This is a genomic window from Leucobacter komagatae (assembly GCF_000834055.1).
Classification (GTDB): Bacteria; Actinomycetota; Actinomycetes; order Actinomycetales; family Microbacteriaceae; genus Leucobacter; species Leucobacter komagatae_A.
This window is the reverse complement of the sequence record NZ_JXSQ01000013.1, coordinates 65,809-86,124: the sequence shown is the minus strand read 5'-3', so window position 1 is coordinate 86,124 and position 20,316 is coordinate 65,809. Positions and strand designations below refer to the sequence as shown.

Sequence of the window (20,316 nt, the reverse complement as noted above, 5' to 3'; positions counted from 1 at the left end):
TATGCTGATTCCCCGTCGAGTCAAGTACCGCAAGCAGCATCACCCCGGCCGTAGCGGCCAGGCAAAGGGTGGAACCAAGGTCGCCTTCGGCGAGTTCGGTATCCAGGCACTGACCCCCGCTTACGTGACGAACCGTCAGATCGAGTCCGCTCGTATCGCGATGACCCGTCACATCAAGCGTGGTGGCAAGGTGTGGATCAACATCTACCCCGACCGTCCGCTCACGAAGAAGCCTGCCGAAACCCGCATGGGTTCCGGTAAGGGTTCGCCCGAGTGGTGGGTTGCGAATGTCAAGCCGGGCCGCGTCCTCTTTGAGGTCGCCGGTGTCGATGAGGAGCTTGCGCGTGAGGCACTTACCCGTGCGATCCACAAGCTGCCCCTCAAGGCCCGCATTATTAAGCGCGAGGAGGGTGACGCGTAATGGCGATCGGAACCAAGGAACTGGCTGTCACTGAGCTTGACAGCTTCGAAAACGAGCGTCTCGCGGAGGAGCTGAAGAAGGCCAAGGCCGAGCTCTTCAACCTGCGTTTCCAGTCGGCCACAGGCCAGCTTGAGAACCACGGGCGCGTACGTCAGGTGAAGCGCGACATTGCTCGCATCTACACCGTGCTCCGCGAGCGTGAGCTCGGCATTCGGGTAGCCCCGGTTGCTGAGGCACCAGCGAAGAAGTCTTCTGCGAAGAAGGCGTCCACCAAGAAGACAGAGCAGGCGCCCGCCGCCGCTGAGACGAAGGAGGCCTAGGAATGGCTGAGGTCGAGAAGGAACAGCGACCGTATCGCAAGGCGCGCCGTGGCTACGTCGTCAGCGACAAGATGGATAAGACCATCACCGTTGAGGTCGAAGATCGCGTGAAGCACCCGCTGTACGGCAAGGTGATGCGTCGCTCATCGAAGGTGAAGGCCCACGACGAGCAGAACACCGCCGGTATCGGCGATCTCGTTCTCATCCACGAGACCCGTCCGCTGAGCGCTTCCAAGCGCTGGCGTCTGGTCGAGATCCTCGAGAAGGCGAAGTAAGCCTCGGCTTACTGAGTGAAGGAGTAAGCAAGTGATTCAGCAGGAATCCCGACTCAAGGTTGCCGATAACACCGGCGCCAAGGAGTTGCTCACAATCCGTGTCCTCGGGGGCTCAGGGCGTCGCTATGCAGGTCTCGGCGATACCATCGTTGCGACCGTCAAGGACGCAATCCCCGGTGGCAACGTCAAGAAGGGTGAGGTCGTCAAGGCCGTCATCGTTCGTACCCGCAAGTCGACCCGTCGCATTGACGGTTCGTACATCAGCTTCGACGAAAACGCCGCCGTCATCCTGAAGGCAGACGGGGAGCCTCGCGGCACCCGTATCTTCGGACCGGTTGGTCGTGAGCTTCGCGATAAGAAGTTCATGAAGATCGTCTCGCTCGCACCGGAGGTGATCTAGTCCTATGGCTGCAAAGATCAAGAAGGGTGACCTCGTAGAGGTCATCTCGGGCCCGACCCAGGAGCGCGGTGGCTACCGCGGCAAGCAGGGACGCGTCCTCGAAGTAATCACCGAAACCGACCGCCTGGTCGTTGAAGGTGTGAACTACGTCACCAAGCACGTCCGCGTCGGCCAGTCCGACCGCGGTACGAAGGAGGGTGGCATCGAGACCGTCGAGGCTCCAATCCACGTGTCGAACGTTGCTGTTGTTGACCCCTCGACTAAGAAGCCGACTCGCGTTGGCTTCCGCGTCGAAGAGGTTGAGAAGGACGGCAAGAAGAAGACGGTTCGCGTACGTTACGCGAAGTCGTCGGGGAAGGACCTCTAATGTCTGAAGCTGCTGTGGCGGCTGGCAAAATCCAGCCTCGCTTGAAGCAGAAGTACCGCGACGATATCGTCCCGGCACTCCGTGAAGAGTTCGCATACGGCAACGTCATGCAGGTTCCCGGTCTCGTGAAGATCGTTGTGAACACTGGCGTTGGCGAGGCGGCTCGCGACAGCAAGGTCATCGAGGGCGCAATTGCCGACCTCGTACTGATCACCGGCCAGAAGCCGAAGGTCACCCTTGCACGCAAGTCCATCGCACAGTTCAAGCTGCGCGAGGGACAGGCCATTGGCGCACACGTCACGCTTCGTGGCGATCGCGCGTGGGAATTCCTTGACCGTCTCGTGAACCTCGCACTGCCCCGTATCCGCGATTTCCGCGGTCTTTCGGACCAGCAGTTCGACGGCGCAGGAAACTACACGTTCGGTTTGACCGAGCAGAGTGTGTTCCATGAGATCGATCAGGATAAGATTGACCGCGTGCGTGGTTTTGACATCACCATTGTCACCACCGCCAAGACTGACGACGAGGGTCGCGCGCTGCTGAAGGCGCTCGGCTTCCCGTTCCAGACGAACAACTAAATAGTCCAAGCGGACAGGGTGCCCGGTTTCCCCGGGCACCCCGTTCGCGTGTCACCCAGGTCGCGCTCTGTGTAACAGGGCGTGAAACCAGGCGAGAAAAAGAAAGAGTCAATCATGACGATGACTGATCCGGTAGCAGACATGCTTACCCGGTTGCGCAATGCTAATGGCGCACATCATGACGACGTTTCGCTTCCCGGCTCAAAGCTGAAGGAGCGGATCGCCGAGATCCTCAAGCGCGAGGGTTACATCAGCGACTGGAAGGTTGAGCCGGCACGCGTCGGAACGACCCTCACCATGACGCTGAAGTACGGCCCGAACCGCGAGACCTCGATCGAGGGCCTCAAGCGCGTTTCGAAGCCGGGCCTCCGTGTGTACGCAGGCTCGACTGAGATCCCGAGCGTGCTCGGCGGCCTCGGCATCGCGATCCTGTCCACCTCCTCCGGTCTTCTTACTGACCGCGAGGCTGAGCAGAAGGGCGTGGGCGGAGAAGTTCTCGCCTACGTGTGGTAATTCGCTATGTCACGTATTGGAAAGCTTCCCATCACCGTTCCCGGTGGTGTAGATGTCAAGATCGATGGCCAGAAGGTCACCGTTAAGGGTTCGAAGGGCGAGCTGTCGCTCGTCGTCGCAGAGCCCATTCGCGTCGCAGTTGAGGAGGGCCAGATCCTGGTCACCCGCCCCAACGACGAGCGCGAATCACGAGCGCTGCACGGCCTCAGCCGCACGCTCATTCACAACAACATCATTGGTGTGACCGAAGGCTACGCAAAGTCGCTCGAGGTTGTTGGTACCGGTTACCGCGTGCAGCAGAAGGGCCAGGGCCTCGAGCTCCAGCTCGGCTTCTCACACCCGGTCAACTTCGACGCTCCTGAGGGCATCCAGCTCGCAGTCGAGGGTGCCACTAAGATCACCGTCAGCGGCATCTCCAAGCAGGCTGTTGGTGAGGCCGCCGCAAACATCCGCAAGCTGAAGAAGCCGGAGCCCTACAAGGGCAAGGGCATTCGTTACGCTGACGAGGTTGTTCGCCGCAAGGCTGGAAAGGCTGGTAAGTAACCATGGCCGCTAACATCACCCGTGCAAAGGGTCGTTCGGCTGCGCGAGTTCGCCGCCACGCCCGCCTGCGCAAGAAGATCGTCGGCACCGAGATGCGTCCGCGTCTCGCAGTCACCCGATCGGCACGCCACGTATTCGTTCAGGTCATCGACGACTCGAAGGGCCACACTCTGGCTTCCGCGTCGACGATGGAAGCTGATCTTCGTGCGTTCGACGGCGACAAGACCGCTAAGGCCCGCAAGGTCGGCGAGCTTGTAGCTGAGCGCGCAAAGAGCGCTGGCGTAGAAGCGGTCGTCTTCGACCGTGGCGGCAGCAAGTACGCAGGCCGTGTCGCTGCGATCGCCGACGGCGCTCGCGAGGGAGGGCTGACGCTGTGAGCAACGAAACGAAGGAGCAGGAAGTGACTGCTGAAGCACAGACCCAGGCTCCGGCCGCAGAGGTGCAGAACAGCGATCACCGCAACGAGCCTCGCGAGCAGCGTCGTGGAAGCCGCGACCGCGGCACCCGTGGCGAGCGCGGTGGCCGTGGGGAGCGGGCTGAAAGCCAGTTCCTCGAGCGCGTCGTAACCATCAACCGTGTCTCGAAGGTCGTCAAGGGCGGCCGTCGCTTCAGCTTCACCGCGCTTGTCGTGGTTGGCGATGGCAACGGCACCGTCGGCGTCGGCTACGGGAAGGCGAAGGAAGTTCCCCTCGCAATCTCGAAGGGCGTCGAAGAGGCAAAGAAGAACTTCTTCCGCGTGCCTCGCGTCGGCAGCACGATCCCGCACCCGGTGCAGGGCGAGGCCGCAGCCGGCGTCGTACTGCTCCGTCCGGCAGCAGCAGGTACCGGTGTTATCGCCGGTGGCCCAGTGCGCGCCGTACTCGAGTGCGCTGGCATCCACGACGTGCTGAGCAAGTCGCTCGGTTCGTCGAACACCCTGAACATCGTGCATGCGACCGTTGAGGCACTGCAGCAGCTCGAGGAGCCCCGCTCCGTCGCAGCTCGCCGCGGCCTTGACTTCGACCGCGTCGCTCCGGCTCGCCTCGTGCGCGCTGAGGCGAAGGCTGCGGCCGACGCTGCCTCGAAGGCAAAGGCAGGTGCGTAATGGCTAAGAGCCTGAAGATTACGCAGACGAAGTCCGTGATCAGTGAGAAGCAGAACCAGCGTGACACGCTGCGCAGCCTCGGTCTCCGCAAGATCGGCCAGTCGGTCGTTCGCGAGGACACCCTGGCAAACCGCGGCTACGTCCGTGCGGTCGCTCACCTGGTCCAGGTTGAGGAGATCGACGAATGAGCGAGAACAACGAAGAGCGCGGCGCCGTGCTGAAGGCACACCACCTTCGCCCGGCTCCCGGCTCGAAGAAGGCGAAGACCCGTGTGGGTCGCGGTGAGGGATCCAAGGGTAAGACCGCAGGCCGCGGCACCAAGGGCACCAAGGCGCGCTACCAGGTCCGCGCTGGCTTCGAAGGCGGCCAGATGCCGCTGCACATGCGCACCCCGAAGCTGCGCGGGTTCAAGAACCCGTTCCGCACCGAGTACCAGGTGGTGAACGTCGCAAAGCTCGAGGAGCTGTACCCCAAGGGTGGCGACGTCACGATCGAGGATCTCGTCGCAAAGGGTGCCGTCCGTAAGAACCAGCCCGTCAAGGTGCTGGGCAACGGTGACCTCAAGGTCAAGCTCTCCGTACAGGTCGACAAGGTCTCCAGCTCAGCTGAGCAGAAGATCGTCGCCGCTGGCGGAGAAGTGAAGTAACATTCGAGCTTTGCTCGAGTGAAGGGGGGGTGTGGGGACCCGTTGGTTTCCCGCACCTCCCTTTTTTCGTATTCCAGCACGCTCCACCCGTGTAGGCTGGTCTAGTTGCTCCTCGCCGGAGATCGCCGGCGAACTATCCAGGAGGCTAAGTTTTGTTCAGCGCCATTGGACGGATCTTCCGTACCCCCGACCTCCGTCGGAAGATCGTTTTCACACTCGGAATCGTCGCACTCTTCCGACTCGGTTCCTTCGTACCTACGCCCTTTGTTGACTTCAACAACGTGCAGGTCTGTCTCGCATCGAATGCGAACACGGGCACGGCCGGGCTGTACGACATGGTTAACTTGTTCAGCGGCGGCGCCCTCCTGCAGCTTTCGATCTTCGCCCTCGGCATCATGCCGTACATTACGGCGTCGATCATCACGCAGCTGCTGCGCGTGGTCATCCCGCACTTCGAGACGCTCCACAAGGAGGGTCAGGCAGGTCAGGCGAAGCTCACGCAGTACACGCGTTACCTGACGATCGCACTCGCGATCCTCCAGTCGACGACGCTCATCACTGTGGCTCGCTCAGGGCAGCTCTTCGGTTCGCTGGCGAACCAGGCATGCCAGAACCTCGTCGCCCAGGAATGGTGGGCAATCCTCATCATGATCATCACGATGACCGCCGGTACCGGCCTCATCATGTGGTTCGGTGAGCTCATCACCGAGCGTGGCGTCGGCAACGGTATGTCGCTCCTCATCTTCACCTCTATTGCAGCCACCTTCCCCGGTGCCCTCTGGGTCATCAAGGAAGAGCGCGGCTGGGAGGTCTTCTTCTTCGTGATTCTCGTCGGCATGGTCGTCATTGGTGCGGTCGTGTTCGTTGAGCAATCGCAGCGCCGTATCCCGGTGCAGTACGCGAAGCGAGTGGTTGGCCGCCGTACCTACGGTGGGTCGAGCACGTACATCCCGATCAAGGTCAACATGGCCGGCGTTATCCCCGTGATCTTCGCCTCCGCGATCCTGTACCTCCCGATGTTGCTCGCGAACTTCAACCAGCCGAAGGCGGGCGAAGAGCCGGCAGCTTGGGTTGTCTGGATCCAGAACAACCTCGTCTACGGCGACCAGCCGCTGTACATGCTGGTGTTCTTCCTCTTGGTCATCGGCTTCACCTTCTTCTACGTGCAGATCACCTTCAACCCTGAAGAGGTCGCAGACAACATGAAGAAGTACTCGGGCTTCATCCCAGGCATTCGTGCAGGGCGCCCGACCGCAGAGTACTTGAACTACGTGCTGACGCGTATCACCAGCGCCGGCTCGCTCTACCTCGGTGTGATCGCGTTGCTTCCGCTCGTGGCACTCTCGTTCTTCGGCGCCAACCAGAACTTCCCGTTCGGCGGCGCGTCGATCCTCATTATTGTCGGCGTTGGTCTTGAGACGGTGAAGCAGATCGACGCACAGCTGCAGCAGCGCCACTACGAAGGACTTCTCAAGTGACAGTAACTCGTCTCCTCATCATCGGCCCGCCAGGTGCGGGCAAGGGCACCCAAGCGGCAAAGATCGCCGAGACCTACGGGGTCCCAGCGATCTCCACGGGCGATATCTTCCGCGCCAACATCAAGGGTGGCACGGAGCTCGGCCAGCGTGTCCAGGCGATCATCGAAGCGGGTGAGCTTGTCCCAGACACGCTTACCAACGAGATCGTCCAGGATCGCCTGCTGCAGGAAGATGCCGCTACCGGCTTCCTCCTCGACGGCTACCCACGCAACGTCGAGCAGGTTGAGGCGCTCGACGGCATGCTCGAGGGTGACTCGCTCGACGCAGTCGTACTCCTCGAAGCTGACACCGATGCGGTTGTTGCACGGCTGCTCAAGCGCGCGGAGATCGAAGGGCGAGCAGACGACACCGAAGAGGTTATTCGTCATCGCCAGGAGATCTATGCGCAGCAGACGGAGCCGCTCATTGCGCTCTTCACTGCTCGTGGCATCCTGGTGAGCGTTGATGGCCTTGGCGGTATCGATGAGGTTGCTGAGCGGATCGCCGGCGCGCTGAGCGCAAAGCTGGGTCGCTAGCCGTGGCCAGACGTGGCCTGCTGCGTCGGTCGATTTATAAGTCGCCTGCGCAGCTCCGCCTCATGGTTGAGCCTGGCCTCGCGGCTGTCGACGCGCTCGCTGCGATGCGCGCCGCCGTCGCGCCCGGCGTCACCACGCTGGAGCTCGACGCGATTGCTGAGGCTGCGATCCGTGCGCGTGGCGGCGAGCCGAACTTCATGCTTGAGCCTGGCTACCGGCACACGATCTGCGCGAACGTGAATGCCGACGTCGTGCACTCGATCCCCACGGATCGGCCACTCGAGCCAGGCGATATTGTCTCGCTTGACGTTGGGGCGATCATTGGTGGGTGGAACAGTGACGCCGCGTTTACCGCGGTGATTGCTGATCCGGCGCGTCCCGAGCTCACTGCGGAAAACGAGCGTCTCTCGCATGTCACCGAGCAGGCAATGTGGCAGGGTATTGCGAGGCTTGCACGTGCCAAGTACCTCAATGAGGTCGGGGAGTCCGTGCAGGGGTACGTCCGAAAGCACAGCGATTACGGCGTGCTTGAGGATTACATCGGTCACGGCATCGGTCGCAGTATGCATGAGGACCCTCCGGTATTCAACGTCCCGGTTCCGAAGCGCGGACCCGAGGTCAAGCCCGGTCTCGTTGTTGCTATCGAGCCGATCATCTCGGCTGGCACGATCGACACCGTTGTGCAGAGCGATGACTGGACCGTCACCATCGCTGACGGATCGAACAGCGCCCAGTGGGAGCATTCGGTTGCGGTGCACGAGGGTGGCGTCTGGGTGCTCACCGCTGATGACGGGGGAGCGGCAGGGCTCGCTCAGTTCGGGATCACTCCCGTTCCGATTCCCGCGTAGGTTTTATCGTCATCATGGGCGTTGTGCGGCTGCTGCCGTGCGGCGCCCATGATCGTTTTCGGGCGCGTGCTCAGCCTCGGCTTCAAGGCGAATAGGCCCTGCTCCCTGCGCCGCAAGCACGTCGCCAGGGTTGAGCGCGTTGCAGTTGTTCAGTGAGAGGCAGCCGCAGCCGATGCAGGCCGAAAGCTCGCTCTGGAGGGCCTCGAGGCGCCTCCGTCGCTCATCGAGCATGTCAGACCAGCGCTGCGTGATCCGCGTCCAGTCACGCTTTGAGGGCATGCGGTCGTCTGGGAGTTGCTCGAACACCGTCGCGACCTCGGTGAGCGGAATCCCGAGCCGTTTCGCGTAGTGGATGATTGAGAGCCGTCTGAGGACGTGGCGGGGGTAGCGCCTTTGGTTCCCCGCTGTGCGGATCGACGTGATCAGCCCCTCCTGCTCGTAGAAGCGAATGGCTGACGTTGCGATGCCGACGCGCTGCGCGACCTCGCCGATCGTGAGGAGGTCTGTTGGGGTCTTGCGTTCCATTGCTACTCCGTCGCTTGACTTCAAGTGCACTTGAAGTTTTAGTGTAGCTCTCGTGCCTGAACATGAAACTCACACTGTCCCCGTTCCTCTGCCGTCGGCAACACGCTCAGATCACCAACCTCGCCTCTTCGCCCGCGGCAACCTCGCCGCTGTCTCCGTGCTCGCAGGCGGCACGGTGCTCTACGCGATGAACCTCTACTTCACCGCCGCGCTGCTCCCATCAATCGTTGACGATATTGGTGGCGCCCACCTCTACGCCTGGGTCGCGACGGGATTCCTCCTCGCGGCGGTCATCTCCTCCATGCTCGTCGCCCGTACGATCTCGGCAATGGGGGCGAGGGGCGCGTATCTTCTCGGCTTCGGTGCCTTCGCGCTCGGCTCAGCTGCCGCCGCACTGAGCAGCAGCATGGAGCTGTTCGTCGCGAGCAGGGTGCTACAGGGCGTCGGGGGTGGGTTGCTCGCCGGGCTCGGCTATGCGGTGATCCGCTCGGCCCTGCCGCAGGCGCTCTGGCTCAAGGCTGCCGCGCTCGTCTCCGCCATGTGGGGCGTGGGTGCCCTCGTCGGCCCGAGTCTTGGCGGGATCTTCGCTGAGCTTGACGCGTGGCGAGCTGCGTATGCGGTGCTGGCGGTGGTCGCAGTGGTGCTCGGCGCCGCGAGTCGCTCCGCCCTCCCCGCGCGGGTCGAGGGCGCGGAGCGGGCTGAGCCGCTTCCATACGCATCCCTTGTCGCGCTCGTGCTCGTCGCCGCGAGCTTCAGCCTCGCACCCATGTTCGCCCCTATCGGATACGACGGCTTCTTGATCGGGTTGGGTGTGCTCCTGCTTCTGCTCTTCCTCGTCATCGAGGCGCGGGCAAGGCACACGGTCTTGCCGCGCATGACGTTCCAGCGTGGCAACCCGCTGAAGTGGGTGTATCTGCTCGTTGCCGCGCTCTGCGCCGGCGTGATGGTCGAAACGTATGTGCCGCTCTTTGGCCAGCAGCTCGGTGGGCTGTCGCCAGTGTTGGCTGGCTTCCTTGGCGCTGCGCTCTCGCTCGGGTGGACCGGCTCGCAGCTGTTCAGCGTGCGCTTCGGCCCTCGGCTGTCAGCCCTCGTCATGGTAATCGCCCCGCTGCTGCTCGCCGGCTCGCTTGTGGCGTACGGCATGCTGCAGCAGGGCGAGGTGACCGGGGGCCGCATCATCCTGTGGGTGATTGCCCTCGTGCTTGCTGGCACCGGAATCGGCGCAGCCTTCCCGCACCTGAGCGTGCGGGCGATGGGATCGAGCGACGACCAGGCTGAGGGGGAGAAGGCTGCGGCAGCGCTGAGCACCACCCAGCTCATCTCGTACGCGCTTGTCTCTGCGCTGCTCGGCGTCTTTGCGGCTGGCGGGGCAGGAGACACCGCACTCGTCGCCGAGCGCATCTCCTTCGGCCTCGGGATACTCACCGCAGCCGGAGTAATCCCCGGGATAATGCTCTTCCTTTCGTGGCGACGGGCTACGCGGGCGGAGGGCAAGCTCAAGTGACGCGTGCGCTAAGGCTGGTGCTATGAGGGCGGGAAGCACGCTAGGGTGGACATTTGAGGGTAATCCGGGATAGGATTACTCGTTGGTGCTTTGTGCCTGTTTTCGTGATCGCGAAACCAGGGGGGAAGCATTCGCAAGACCGGTGAATCAACACGAGCGACAGTGAGGCTATGGCGAAGAAAGACGGCGTCATCGAGATCGAGGGCCAGGTCGTAGAGGCACTCCCGAATGCAATGTTCAGGGTAGAGCTTACGAACGGCCACAAGGTGCTCGCGCACATCTCGGGCAAAATGCGTCAGCACTACATCCGCATCCTTCCAGGGGACCGCGTGATCGTGGAACTGACCCCGTACGATCTGACCCGCGGTCGCATCGTCTACCGTTACAAGTAGACCTGCGGTCTCGTTTACCGGAAAGTAACGGCTCTCGGCATCCCGCGAGCACGAGGACAGCGAACCCGCTAAAGGAAAAACAATGAAGGTTAACCCCAGCGTTAAGCCCATCTGCGATCACTGCAAGGTGATCCGCCGCCACGGCCGCGTCATGGTGATCTGCAAGAGCAACCCGCGTCACAAGCAGCGCCAGGGCTAATTGCCCTGACCTGCAGCTCGCAGATCAAACGAACACAACAGAAACAGCGCATCGAAGAGCCGGGGAACGAGAGTTCCCAGGTGACACCTCGGGTCGGAGGCCTGAACCCACGATGCGCACCACACCTCCACTAATCCGCAAGGAGAGCCAGACATGGCACGTATTGCAGGCGTAGACATCCCGCGCGAAAAGCGCGTAGAGATCGCGCTCACCTACATCTATGGCGTTGGACGCACGAGCGCGCTGAAGACGCTCGAAGCGACCGGCATCGACGGGAACACCCGTGTTCGCGACCTGAGCGACGAACAGCTCGTTCTGCTCCGCGATCACGTTGAGGGCAACTTCAAGGTAGAGGGTGACCTCCGCCGTGAGGTCCAGGCCGACATCCGCCGCAAGGTAGAGATCGGTAGCTACCAGGGGATTCGCCACCGCCGAGGCATGCCTGTGCATGGTCAGCGCACCAAGACGAACGCTCGTACCCGCAAGGGCCCGAAGCGCACCGTCGCCGGTAAGAAGAAGTAACGCCGGTTCACACCGACCATTCACACATAGCTTTCAGGAGAATACTCAATGGCTGCACCCAAGTCGGCAGCGCGCAAGCCGCGTCGCAAAGACAAGAAGAACATCGCAGTGGGCCACGCTCACATCAAGTCGACCTTCAATAACACGATCATCTCAATCACCGACACCACCGGGGCTGTGCTCACGTGGGCATCGTCGGGTGGCGTTGGCTTCAAGGGTTCGCGTAAGTCGACCCCGTTCGCCGCGCAGCTCGCTGCAGAGTCTGTTGCCCGCAAGGCGCAGGAGCACGGCATGAAGAAGGTTGACGTCTTCGTCAAGGGCCCGGGCTCGGGCCGCGAGACCGCGATCCGCTCGCTGCAGGCCGCTGGCCTCGAGGTTGGCTCGATCAACGACGTCACCCCGCAGACCCACAACGGCTGCCGCCCGCCCAAGCGTCGCCGCGTCTGAGCCCTACTGTCGCGTCGGCCTCGGCCGGCGCGACACCGGCTCGCTCGTTTGACGAGCTGGTACGTTCCCAACACCCTCTTTACCGCAGAGTCATATAGCGGACTCCAGCGAAAGGAACTAAACAGTGCTCATTGCACAGCGCCCCACTCTGACCGAAGATTCGATCTCCGAGTACCGCTCACGTTTCACCATTGAGCCCCTCGAGCCTGGCTTCGGTTACACGCTTGGAAACTCACTCCGTCGCACGCTGCTCTCCTCGATCCCCGGAGCCGCTGTCACCAGCGTCCGCTTCGAGGGCGTGGCTCACGAGTTCACGACGATCCCCGGTGTCACAGAAGACGTCACCGAGATCATCCTGAACATCAAGGGCCTCGTAGTTTCGAGCGAGCACGACGAGCCGATCACTGCGTACCTTCGCAAGACCGGGGCAGGCGAGGTAACCGCCGCCGACATCTCAGCGCCCGCAGGCGTCGAGGTGCACAACCCCGAACTAGTCATCGCCACCCTTGGTGACGATGCACAGTTCGAGCTCGAGCTCACCATCGAGCGCGGCCGTGGCTACGTTTCTGCAGCGCAGAACCGTAACGACGACGCAGAGGTTGGCCGCATCCCGGTTGACTCGATCTACTCGCCAGTGCTGAAGGTGACCTACCGCGTCGAGGCAACTCGTGCCGGTGAGCGCACCGACTTCGACCGCCTTGTGGTCGATGTTGAGTCGAAGCCGGCTATCAGCCCCCGCGACGCGATTGCGTCGGCAGGTTCGACTCTCGTCGAGCTGTTCGGGCTGGCACGCGAGCTGAACACTGCTGCTGAGGGCGTCGAGATCGGCCCAGCGCCGGTTGAGGTTGTTGCCGAGGGCGAGCTTTCGATCCCGATCGAAGATCTCGACCTTTCGGTGCGCAGCTACAACTGCCTCAAGCGTGAGGGAATCAACTCCGTGAGCGAACTCGTTGCGCTCTCGGAAGCTCAGCTCATGAACATTCGTAACTTCGGTCAGAAGTCCGTCTTCGAGGTGCGCGACAAGCTCGCCGAGATGGGTCTCTCGCTCAAGGACGCGGTTCCCGGTTTCGACGGGGCCAACTTCTACAGCTACGAAGACGACGTTAACTAACGATCCGGCTTCGCCGCTGATCGAACACCAACAGGAGTACACACATGCCTAAGCCCACAAAGGGCGCCCGCCTCGGAGGCGGTCCCGCTCACGAGCGTCTGATGCTCAACCAGATGGCTGCGCAGCTCTTCGAGCACAAGCGTATCCAGACCACCGAGACGAAGGCGAAGCGCCTGCAGCCACTCGCAGAGCGTCTCGTGACCTTCGCGAAGCGCGGTGACCTGCACTCGCGTCGTCGCGTCATGCGTCGCATTCTCGACAAGTCGGTTGTTCACGAGCTCTTCACGGAGATCGCACCGCTCGTCGAGGACCGCGAAGGTGGCTACACCCGCATCGTCAAGACCGGCTACCGCAAGGGCGACCGCGCCCCGATGGCAGTGATCGAGCTCGTTCTCGAGCCCGTACAGCCCAAGGCAAAGAAGGCCGCTGCAAAGCCGGCCGAGCCCAAGGCTGAGGTTGTCGAGGAGACCGCACCCGTCGAGGAGACCGCAGAGGTCACCGAGACTGAGGCTCCCGCAGAAGAGGCAGCAGCTGCCGAGGAGAAGGCCGAATAGGTTTTCCTCTCTGAGCAACGCGAAAGCGCCCCGTGGTTTTTCCACGGGGCGCTTTCGCGTTCCCCCTGTGCAGCGTTGGGTTGCCCCCCTGTGCAGCGTTGGGTGCCCCTTCGGCAGGTGTCGCGGGCGCGGCGTAGCGCGGTGCGCGCACGTTGGCGCGGCGACGGCATCTCGGCCAGGCGTGAGCGGTGTTTAGGGGCTCAGGGGCGCCGCGGCTGCGTCGGGGTGCTCGCCGGTGGGGGAGGCCGCGCGCTAGCGGCGGGGGATCGCCCAGCCAGGAGCCTCGCCCGGCGTGAAGAGATCATCGAGCGCGGAGCGGATCGAGGCCGCATACACCTCACCGCCCTCCGGGCCGGGGTGGATGCCGTCTTCAGCGAGGTACTCGGGCGTATCCGCGACACTCGCGTCCCACCTGGCCAGCGCTACGCCGCGGCGCTCCTGCGCGAACCTGGTGAGGTTAGCGTTGACCTCGGGAATCCAGTCCCGCTCAGCGTGCGCGTCGATGAGGATCAGCTGGCGACCACCAACGGCTTCTTGCAACGCGACAAGCGCGTCCTCATCCACCGGGCCATTGGTGCCGAGGCCGACCACGACAACCTGCCTGAGCGTACCGCTTTGCGCCATGTCCGCGACGATGTCGACCCCAGCCCACAGGCCGCGGGAGACGGCGGCGTCTACCTCGATCCCGGGAAAAGCCTCGGTGAGTTCGGGGTAGCTCGCAAGCATGACGGAGTCCCCGACGGCCGTGATGTCGCGTCCCTCGATCTCGACGACGGCGGGCGCCGCCGGTTCTGCCGCGCCAGGCTCGGCATCGGTCTCTGCTGCCCCGGGCCCGGGTGGCGCCGTATCGGCGTCGCTGGTGCCCTGCTCGCTGTTGCTGCGGTCTGCCTCAAGCATTTCCTGGCCCCTGAGGATCTGCTCAGCCGACGTGGTGCGCTCGGGCGCAGTGGCGACCGCGATGCCGGTGAGTGGGAATGTGATGGCAACGATGATGGCTAGCGCAACAGAAACGCGCCTGCGGCGCGGCGTGTAGTTGCGTGGGCTGAACCACCTGACGAGCGCACCGCGGAGCCCCACCCGGCGAACGGGCTGCTCGATGTAGCGGTAGGAGAGAGCCGCGAAGGGGAGTGTGAGCGCGAGCGTTGCTGCGGGTACCAGCCAGCTCGTGCCCAACCCCGCAGCCGTGGCCGCGCTCGTGACGACCATGAGCAGCGGCCAGTGCCACAGGTAGATGCCGTATGAGCGTTCTCCGATCCACCGCAGCGGCTGCACGTCGAGCATTCGGCCGGCGATAGCGCCCTCGCGGGTGATCGCCCACACGACGGCGAGGGCAGCGACGGTAGCGAGCTGGAAGCCGCCGAGGAAGCTTTCGGGGCTGCCCTCGCGCAGGGTGAACGAGAGAACGCCGAGCGCGGTGAACCCGAGCAGTGCGACGCCAAGCGAGACGGCTTGCCCGGCTGTCGTGAGCGCGGCGGCCGCGCGCCGCGACAGCACAACGGCCATCGCGGCGCCGAGGAACAGCCCAAAGCTGTGCGAGTCGGAGCCGAAGTAGATCCGCGTGGGGTCCGCCGCCGCGTTGGCGAGCGCCGCCATGAGGAACGCCGAGCTGACACCAAGGACGGCGAGCGGAATTGCCCAGGTAATCCGGTGGCGCAGCCGGAATACGAGGATCGCGATGAGCGGCAGCACAATGTAGAACTGCTCCTCAAGCGCGAGCGACCAAAAGTTGCGAAAGAGCTCAGGGGTGTCACGCGCAAAATAGTCTGAACCGTTCGCGATGAAGACCCAGTTGCTCACGAAAAACACGGCGCCGGCAATTTGCTGGGCGACCCCAACGAGCAGGTCCCTGCCCGCGGCGAGAGCGAGCGATGTGCTCACCAGCACCACGATCGCGACGGCGGGCAGCAGCCTCCGCGCGCGCCTGCGCCAGAAGGCGAGCAAATTGATCCGCCCGGTCGTCTCAAGCTCGCGCAGCAGCAGCGAGGTGATGAGGAACCCACTCATCACGAAGAACACATCGACCCCGAGGAACCCACCAGGGAGAGCCTTGGGGAACAAATGGTAGATGAGGACGAGTCCGACAGCGATTGCACGAAGACCGTCAAGCCCACCGAAGCGGGCCGCCCGAGCGTTCACCCGTGCACCGGTGGGAGAAAACGCACGAACAGACACCCGAAGATGGTACCCCGGAATGCTCACAACAGTCCTCAGCCGTGCTGTGCCACCCAGCAGGCCTCGAAACGCGTAAACATCTGGCACACTTGAGCGCGTGGATACCTCCCGCTTGCGCCTCGACATCGCATACGACGGCACCGACTTCTCCGGCTGGGCAACCCAGCCCGGCCTGCGCACCGTGCAGGGCGAAATTGAAGCGGCGATCGCCACGCTGCTTCGCGTGGACGGTGCAGAGGTGCGCCTCACCGTCGGCGGGCGCACGGACGCCGGGGTCCACGCCAGGGGCCAGGTCGCCCACCTCGACCTCACCGCGGACCAGCTCGACAGGTGGGCCGCGTCCCAGCGAAGCGGACGCCAGACAAACGCTCCGGAGAACTCACCGACCGCAGCAGACCCAAGCGGGCAACCGCTCCAGGGCGCGAGCGACGCGGACGAACGAGTGCGGATCATGACCCGACGACTCAACGGGATCCTGCAGCGCAGCGCACGCGACATCTCGATCCACCGGGTCGCGCCTGCCGCCGAAGGCTTCGACGCGCGCTTCTCCGCGACCAAGCGCCGCTACGAGTATCGGCTACGGCCGGAGAACGCGCGCCGCGATCCGCTCACCGCAAGATTCACCGCGGAGGTACCCCGCACCCTCAACCTCGCCACCATGCAGCGAGTGTCGGAAGACCTCCTCGGGCTCCAAGACTTCACGACCTTCTGCAAAGCGCGTGAGGGCGCGACCGCGGTCCGCGAGCTACTCGCCTTCGACTGGACAGAAACCCGCGACGGGGCATACGCCGCCAGAATCGAAGCGGACGCGTTCTGCCACTCGATGGTGCGGGCACTCGTCGGATCGGTCGTTGCCGTCGGCCACGGCAGGATCGGAGAGGGGGAGCTGCTCGAATTGCGCGACGCACGCGAGCGGACGAGCCGCTTCACCGTCATGCCAGCCCACGGTCTCTCGCTCGAAGAAATCGGCTATCCAGAAGACGGTGAGCTCGCTTGGCGCGCCGAGCAGACGCGGGCACGCCGCGATCCGCTCGATGACTGACGCTTCTGTGCTAAAGTTGATCCTTGGTGCGCAAGCACCCGAATTGTTGAGCCCTCCACCGCACAGGAACTCACGCAGCTAGCCCGCGTGAGACCTCGCACGGAGTGGGATTCAAGAACTCCTCCATTTCGACAGAAAGCAGCACGACAGTGACTCGCACATATTCGCCGAAGGCAGCTGACAAGCAGCACGACTGGATCGTCATCGACGCAACAGACGTGGTCCTTGGCCGCCTCGCATCGCACGCCGCAGCCCTGCTCCGTGGCAAGCACAAGACCACCTTCGCACCGCACATGGACATGGGCGACTACGTCGTCATCGTCAACGCGGACAAGGTTGTGCTCACGGGCAACAAGGCCGCACAGAAGAAGGCTTACCGCCACTCGGGTTACCCGGGCGGCCTCCGTTCGGTGACCTACACCGAGCTCCTCTCGAAGAACCCGGAGCGCGCTGTTGAGAAGGCGATCCGCGGCATGCTTCCGAAGAACTCGCTTGGCGCTGACCTGTTCCGCAAGCTCAAGGTTTACGCGGGTCCGGAGCACCCCCACGCTGCACAGCAGCCGACCCCATACACCTTTGGCCAGGTTGCGCAGTAGCGCGCTAGAGACGCAAGAAGAGAGACTTTAACGTGACTGAAGAGCAGACTGTGGCCACTGAGAGCTACACCACCGAGACCCCTGCATCGCAGGCAACCAGCGCCGCTGCGCCCCGCCCAGCACTCACCGTTCCCGGTGCAGCTGTTGGTCGTCGCAAGCAGGCTGTCGCCCGCGTGCGCCTCATCCCCGGCGAGGGCAAGATGACCGTCAACGGTCGTGAGTTCGCGGAGTACTTCCCGAACAAGCTGCACCAGCAGCTCATCACCGACCCGTTCACCGTGCTTGAGCTCGGTGGGGCATACGACCTCATCGCGACCATCGACGGCGGCGGCCCCTCGGGCCAGGCAGGCGCACTCCGCCTCGCCGTTGCTCGTGCACTCAACGAAATCGACGCAGAGCACAACCGTGCGACGCTGAAGAAGGCTGGCTTCCTGAGCCGCGACGCTCGCATCAAGGAGCGCAAGAAGGCCGGACTCAAGAAGGCCCGTAAGGCGCCTCAGTACTCGAAGCGCTAAACAGGAGCGATTTCCCAAATGGGACGCCTGTTCGGCACCGATGGGGTGCGAGGCCTGGCCGGGGTGGATATCACCGCCGACCTTGCCCTTGCCCTCGCGCACGCAGCGGCTCTCGTACTCGGGCGTAATGCCCGAGGCGAGAGCCGTCGCGCTACCGCGATCGTTGCGCGCGATCCGCGAGTTTCTGGCGAGTTCATCTCGGCTGCTGTGTCAGCCGGACTCGCCGCAGCTGGCGTCGACGTGCTCGACGCTGGCGTCATCCCCACCCCGGCAGCCGCGTACCTCGTTGCCGACACCGGAGCCGATTTCGGCGTGATGGTGTCCGCATCGCACAACCCGGCCCCCGACAACGGGATCAAGTTCTTTGCCGAGGGCGGTCGCAAGCTGCCCGACGACGTCGAGGACGCGATCGAGGCCGCTATGGCCCTGCCGCCCGTCGCTGTCACAGGCCACGAGGTCGGCCGGATTCGTCGCTTCGCCGACGCCGAGGACCGCTACCTTGTGCACCTCCTCGGCACCCTCGAAGGCACCAGCCTTGCCGGCCTCACGGTCGTGCTCGATTGCGCACACGGTGCAGCGTCGGGGATCTCGCCAGACGCGTTCACCGCAGCCGGTGCTCAGATCGTCGTGATCGGCAACGATCCCGACGGCATGAACATCAACGACGGTGTTGGCTCGACCTACCTTGATCCGCTCAAGGCGGCAGTGCTTGAGCACGGTGCCGATCTTGGCATCGCGCACGATGGCGACGCCGACAGGTGTCTCGCGGTCGACAGCAGCGGCAACGAGATCGACGGCGACCGCATCATGGCGATCCTCGCCCTGTCGATGTCGCGCCGGGGCAAGCTCGAGAAGAACACGCTCGTCGCAACCGTGATGTCCAATCTCGGGCTGATGCTTGCGATGGCCGACAACGGTATTGACGTCGTGCAGACCGGCGTTGGCGATCGCTACGTGCTCGAGTCGATCAACGAGCACGGTTACTCCCTTGGCGGGGAGCAGTCGGGCCACGTAATCATGAGCGAGTTCGCCACAACAGGCGACGGCATTCTCACCGGCCTGCACATTGCGGCAGAGATCGTCCGGGCGGGGAAGCCGCTCACCGAGCTTGCCGAGTGCATGAAGGTGTACCCGCAGGTGCTCGTCAACGTGCGCGGCGTCGACCGTACACGCGCGAACAGCGATGAGGTCGTGCAGCAGGCAGTGCGCCAGGTCGAAGACGTACTCGGGGGAGAAGGGCGCGTGTTGTTGCGCCCCTCGGGCACCGAGCCCGTCGTACGGGTCATGGTTGAGGCAGCTCACAGTGAGCAAGCGCAGCAGCTCGCAGATGATCTTGCCGCTATCGTCAAGGAGCGGCTCGCCGTCTGAGCGTTGCTACCCCGCGTGTAGGCGCAAGCTATAGCCCGGGCCCCGGTTCGAACCTCGTGTTCGTGCTGGGGCCCGGGTTTTTTGTTGCCGGGGGCTGATTTGTGGCAGTGCGCTTTGGATCTGCGCAAACTCTCCAAGATTTCGCGTTATTCGTGAGAGTTATCGCAGTTTTCGGAGTTATTGCAGCGCCGGTCGCGCAGTGCTCGAGGTGTGTCGGTGTGTGGGTGTGTGGGTGTGCTTGTTCGGGGGCCTGTAGGCCGCCGCGGGAATGTGCGTGCCGCAGGGCTCAGAGCAGGGTCGCCCGCAGGTGGAGCCCCTGGGCGATCGCGTGCATGATCCGCGCCTGCGCTTCAGGCCAGGAATCCATGACCTGGGTGTAACTCACGCGGATCACCGTGAACCCACGGACCCGCAGCTCTGCATCGTGCGCAATGTCTTGCGTGCGCTGCTCGCCGGTGTGATGAGCCCCGTCGATCTGCATGACGAGCCGGTCGCCGAGCAAGAAGTCGACCCGGTGTCCGACAACCCACGCCTGGGGCACGATGCTGATGCGTAACCACCGCAGTCGGAGCCGGACATAGCTCTCAAGCCCCGAGTCCGCGAACGGGTCTGTGGCGGCCAGTACGCGCCGCGCGGCCGCACTCAGGGGGAGCCGCTGCAGCGTGGCCCGGTCCACAAGCCGCGTGTTGAGCGCGGAGTCCCACGTCGCAACGGCGTCTTCAAACGGCTGGCAGTGGGCAACGAGCTTCAATGTGTTCTCGATGGAGTCGGCGAGCGCGAATCGCGGTCGCGGCGTGAGCGGGGCGTGGTAGTGCACAACCGCAGAGGTCGGCATGACCTTCGCGCCCGGACGAGGGACGGCGAAGTGGGTGGTCGAGTTATCGCGCACCCAGAGTCCAAGCCTGTTGGCTTGCGTGATACACGACAGCGTCAGCCCGAGCCTCGCTGCCGTCACGAGCATTGGGTCGGCGCGCGGCGCGGCAACCCAGCCCTTGCGCACACGCACGAGCGTGCCCGCGGCGATCTCTCGGGCTATACGGTGGCGGCTGAGGCCGTGTTCGACGAGCAAGCTGCTTCGGACGACCCCGCCCTGTTGTGCGAGGAGGGTGTGGTGCATACCTCGAGCATGCTCGCCCGGAGACCCGAACTGGTGAACACCCGAGGCAGTGTGGAAAACTCGGGCCCCGAGGAAGGTGTTGCGCGATTGTGAGGGGTCGCAGACGTGCAGGCTGCGCCTCCCAGCCCTGCCGCGCCCAGCCCAGCGACCCCAGCCCAGCGACCTCAGCCCGCACCGCAACGTTCACGAGGCAAAAAGCGATAT

The 20,316-nt window shown here is 63.7% G+C and carries 29 protein-coding genes; 26 read left to right on the top strand and 3 right to left on the bottom strand.

Features of this window, described 5'->3' with window-relative positions; genetic code table 11:
* Position 1 precedes the first annotated feature (1 nt).
* The 15 genes from rplP (at position 2) to map (ending at position 8,048) form a co-directional block, all read left to right on the top strand.
* The gene (rplP, locus tag SD72_RS10540; RefSeq protein WP_042544410.1) at positions 2-421 is read left to right on the top strand and encodes a 50S ribosomal protein L16; all 420 of its coding nucleotides are present in this window, start codon (positions 2-4) and stop codon (positions 419-421) included.
* Positions 421-741 (top strand): 50S ribosomal protein L29, encoded by a 321-nt coding sequence (rpmC, locus tag SD72_RS18475; protein ID WP_042544409.1) that lies wholly within the window; start codon positions 421-423, stop codon positions 739-741. Before rplP ends, rpmC begins: the two co-directional genes overlap by 1 nt.
* A 2-nt stretch (positions 742-743) precedes the next feature.
* Positions 744-1,016 (top strand): 30S ribosomal protein S17, encoded by a 273-nt coding sequence (rpsQ, locus tag SD72_RS10530; RefSeq protein ID WP_042544408.1) that lies wholly within the window; start codon positions 744-746, stop codon positions 1,014-1,016.
* Between the two features lie 31 nt (positions 1,017-1,047).
* Positions 1,048-1,416 carry a 50S ribosomal protein L14 gene (rplN, locus tag SD72_RS10525; RefSeq protein ID WP_042544407.1) on the top strand — a complete coding sequence of 123 codons (369 nt, stop codon included), beginning with the start codon at positions 1,048-1,050 and terminating at the stop codon, positions 1,414-1,416.
* A gap of 4 nt (positions 1,417-1,420) precedes the next feature.
* Positions 1,421-1,783, top strand: a complete 363-nt coding sequence (gene rplX / locus SD72_RS10520) for a 50S ribosomal protein L24 (protein ID WP_042544406.1) — start codon at positions 1,421-1,423, stop codon at positions 1,781-1,783.
* Positions 1,783-2,361, top strand: coding sequence for a 50S ribosomal protein L5 (gene rplE / locus SD72_RS10515; RefSeq protein WP_042544405.1), 579 nt, complete (start codon positions 1,783-1,785; stop codon positions 2,359-2,361). Before rplX ends, rplE begins: the two co-directional genes overlap by 1 nt.
* Positions 2,362-2,475: 114 nt before the next feature.
* Positions 2,476-2,874 carry a 30S ribosomal protein S8 gene (gene rpsH, locus SD72_RS10510; protein ID WP_042544404.1) on the top strand — a complete coding sequence of 133 codons (399 nt, stop codon included), beginning with the start codon at positions 2,476-2,478 and terminating at the stop codon, positions 2,872-2,874.
* A 6-nt stretch (positions 2,875-2,880) separates the two neighbouring features.
* Positions 2,881-3,417: a 50S ribosomal protein L6 gene (rplF, locus tag SD72_RS10505; RefSeq protein ID WP_042544403.1), complete on the top strand. Its 537-nt coding sequence runs from the start codon at positions 2,881-2,883 to the stop codon at positions 3,415-3,417.
* A 2-nt stretch (positions 3,418-3,419) separates the two neighbouring features.
* The gene (gene rplR, locus SD72_RS10500) at positions 3,420-3,794 is read left to right on the top strand and encodes a 50S ribosomal protein L18 (RefSeq protein WP_042544402.1); all 375 of its coding nucleotides are present in this window, start codon (positions 3,420-3,422) and stop codon (positions 3,792-3,794) included.
* Positions 3,791-4,501, top strand: a complete 711-nt coding sequence (gene rpsE / locus SD72_RS10495) for a 30S ribosomal protein S5 (RefSeq protein ID WP_042544401.1) — start codon at positions 3,791-3,793, stop codon at positions 4,499-4,501. The genes rplR and rpsE overlap by 4 nt, the downstream gene beginning before the upstream one ends.
* Positions 4,501-4,689 (top strand): 50S ribosomal protein L30, encoded by a 189-nt coding sequence (rpmD, locus tag SD72_RS10490; protein WP_042544400.1) that lies wholly within the window; start codon positions 4,501-4,503, stop codon positions 4,687-4,689. Before rpsE ends, rpmD begins: the two co-directional genes overlap by 1 nt.
* Positions 4,686-5,147 carry a 50S ribosomal protein L15 gene (rplO, locus tag SD72_RS10485; protein ID WP_042544399.1) on the top strand — a complete coding sequence of 154 codons (462 nt, stop codon included), beginning with the start codon at positions 4,686-4,688 and terminating at the stop codon, positions 5,145-5,147. The genes rpmD and rplO overlap by 4 nt, the downstream gene beginning before the upstream one ends.
* Positions 5,148-5,299: 152 nt before the next feature.
* On the top strand, positions 5,300-6,625 hold the full coding sequence (secY, locus tag SD72_RS10480; protein ID WP_042544398.1) for a preprotein translocase subunit SecY: 1,326 nt from the start codon (positions 5,300-5,302) through the stop codon (positions 6,623-6,625).
* Positions 6,622-7,200, top strand: a complete 579-nt coding sequence (locus SD72_RS10475; protein WP_042544397.1) for an adenylate kinase — start codon at positions 6,622-6,624, stop codon at positions 7,198-7,200. Before secY ends, SD72_RS10475 begins: the two co-directional genes overlap by 4 nt.
* Positions 7,201-7,262: 62 nt before the next feature.
* On the top strand, positions 7,263-8,048 hold the full coding sequence (gene map / locus SD72_RS10470) for a type I methionyl aminopeptidase (protein WP_198141939.1): 786 nt from the start codon (positions 7,263-7,265) through the stop codon (positions 8,046-8,048).
* A 12-nt stretch (positions 8,049-8,060) separates the two neighbouring features.
* Here map and soxR read toward each other — a convergent pair whose 3' ends face one another.
* Positions 8,061-8,573: a redox-sensitive transcriptional activator SoxR gene (gene soxR, locus SD72_RS10465; protein WP_042544395.1), complete on the bottom strand. Its 513-nt coding sequence runs from the start codon at positions 8,571-8,573 to the stop codon at positions 8,061-8,063.
* Between the two features lie 52 nt (positions 8,574-8,625).
* On the opposite strand from soxR, the gene SD72_RS10460 reads away from it, so the two are divergent.
* The 7 genes from SD72_RS10460 (at position 8,626) to rplQ (ending at position 13,302) form a co-directional block, all read left to right on the top strand.
* Positions 8,626-10,077 carry an MFS transporter gene (locus SD72_RS10460; RefSeq protein WP_198141936.1) on the top strand — a complete coding sequence of 484 codons (1,452 nt, stop codon included), beginning with the start codon at positions 8,626-8,628 and terminating at the stop codon, positions 10,075-10,077.
* Between the two features lie 170 nt (positions 10,078-10,247).
* Positions 10,248-10,469, top strand: coding sequence for a translation initiation factor IF-1 (gene infA, locus SD72_RS10455; protein WP_025133723.1), 222 nt, complete (start codon positions 10,248-10,250; stop codon positions 10,467-10,469).
* Between the two features lie 82 nt (positions 10,470-10,551).
* On the top strand, positions 10,552-10,668 hold the full coding sequence (rpmJ, locus tag SD72_RS10450; RefSeq protein WP_005050492.1) for a 50S ribosomal protein L36: 117 nt from the start codon (positions 10,552-10,554) through the stop codon (positions 10,666-10,668).
* Between the two features lie 153 nt (positions 10,669-10,821).
* Complete coding sequence (gene rpsM, locus SD72_RS10445; protein ID WP_042544394.1) at positions 10,822-11,190, top strand: 30S ribosomal protein S13; 369 nt, start codon at positions 10,822-10,824, stop codon at positions 11,188-11,190.
* Between the two features lie 48 nt (positions 11,191-11,238).
* Positions 11,239-11,637 carry a 30S ribosomal protein S11 gene (gene rpsK / locus SD72_RS10440; RefSeq protein ID WP_042544393.1) on the top strand — a complete coding sequence of 133 codons (399 nt, stop codon included), beginning with the start codon at positions 11,239-11,241 and terminating at the stop codon, positions 11,635-11,637.
* 124 nt (positions 11,638-11,761) lie between these two features.
* Positions 11,762-12,748: a DNA-directed RNA polymerase subunit alpha gene (locus SD72_RS10435; protein WP_042544392.1), complete on the top strand. Its 987-nt coding sequence runs from the start codon at positions 11,762-11,764 to the stop codon at positions 12,746-12,748.
* 44 nt (positions 12,749-12,792) lie between these two features.
* Positions 12,793-13,302 (top strand): 50S ribosomal protein L17, encoded by a 510-nt coding sequence (gene rplQ / locus SD72_RS10430; protein WP_042544391.1) that lies wholly within the window; start codon positions 12,793-12,795, stop codon positions 13,300-13,302.
* Positions 13,303-13,554: 252 nt separating this feature from the next.
* On the opposite strand, the gene SD72_RS10425 is transcribed toward rplQ, so the two are convergent.
* Positions 13,555-15,474 (bottom strand): acyltransferase family protein, encoded by a 1,920-nt coding sequence (locus tag SD72_RS10425; protein ID WP_232299723.1) that lies wholly within the window; start codon positions 15,472-15,474, stop codon positions 13,555-13,557.
* A gap of 97 nt (positions 15,475-15,571) precedes the next feature.
* On the opposite strand from SD72_RS10425, the gene SD72_RS10420 reads away from it, so the two are divergent.
* From SD72_RS10420 to glmM, 4 genes are all read left to right on the top strand, one after another.
* Complete coding sequence (locus SD72_RS10420) at positions 15,572-16,516, top strand: tRNA pseudouridine synthase A (protein ID WP_042544390.1); 945 nt, start codon at positions 15,572-15,574, stop codon at positions 16,514-16,516.
* Between the two features lie 149 nt (positions 16,517-16,665).
* Positions 16,666-17,112, top strand: a complete 447-nt coding sequence (gene rplM, locus SD72_RS10415; protein ID WP_042544437.1) for a 50S ribosomal protein L13 — start codon at positions 16,666-16,668, stop codon at positions 17,110-17,112.
* Between the two features lie 32 nt (positions 17,113-17,144).
* Positions 17,145-17,627, top strand: coding sequence for a 30S ribosomal protein S9 (gene rpsI / locus SD72_RS10410; protein ID WP_042544389.1), 483 nt, complete (start codon positions 17,145-17,147; stop codon positions 17,625-17,627).
* 18 nt (positions 17,628-17,645) lie between these two features.
* Positions 17,646-18,995 (top strand): phosphoglucosamine mutase, encoded by a 1,350-nt coding sequence (glmM, locus tag SD72_RS10405; protein ID WP_042544388.1) that lies wholly within the window; start codon positions 17,646-17,648, stop codon positions 18,993-18,995.
* 286 nt (positions 18,996-19,281) lie between these two features.
* Here the strand turns inward: glmM and SD72_RS10400 are convergent, their stop codons facing one another.
* Positions 19,282-20,112 carry a DUF559 domain-containing protein gene (locus SD72_RS10400; protein ID WP_042544387.1) on the bottom strand — a complete coding sequence of 277 codons (831 nt, stop codon included), beginning with the start codon at positions 20,110-20,112 and terminating at the stop codon, positions 19,282-19,284.
* Positions 20,113-20,316: the final 204 nt, after the last annotated feature.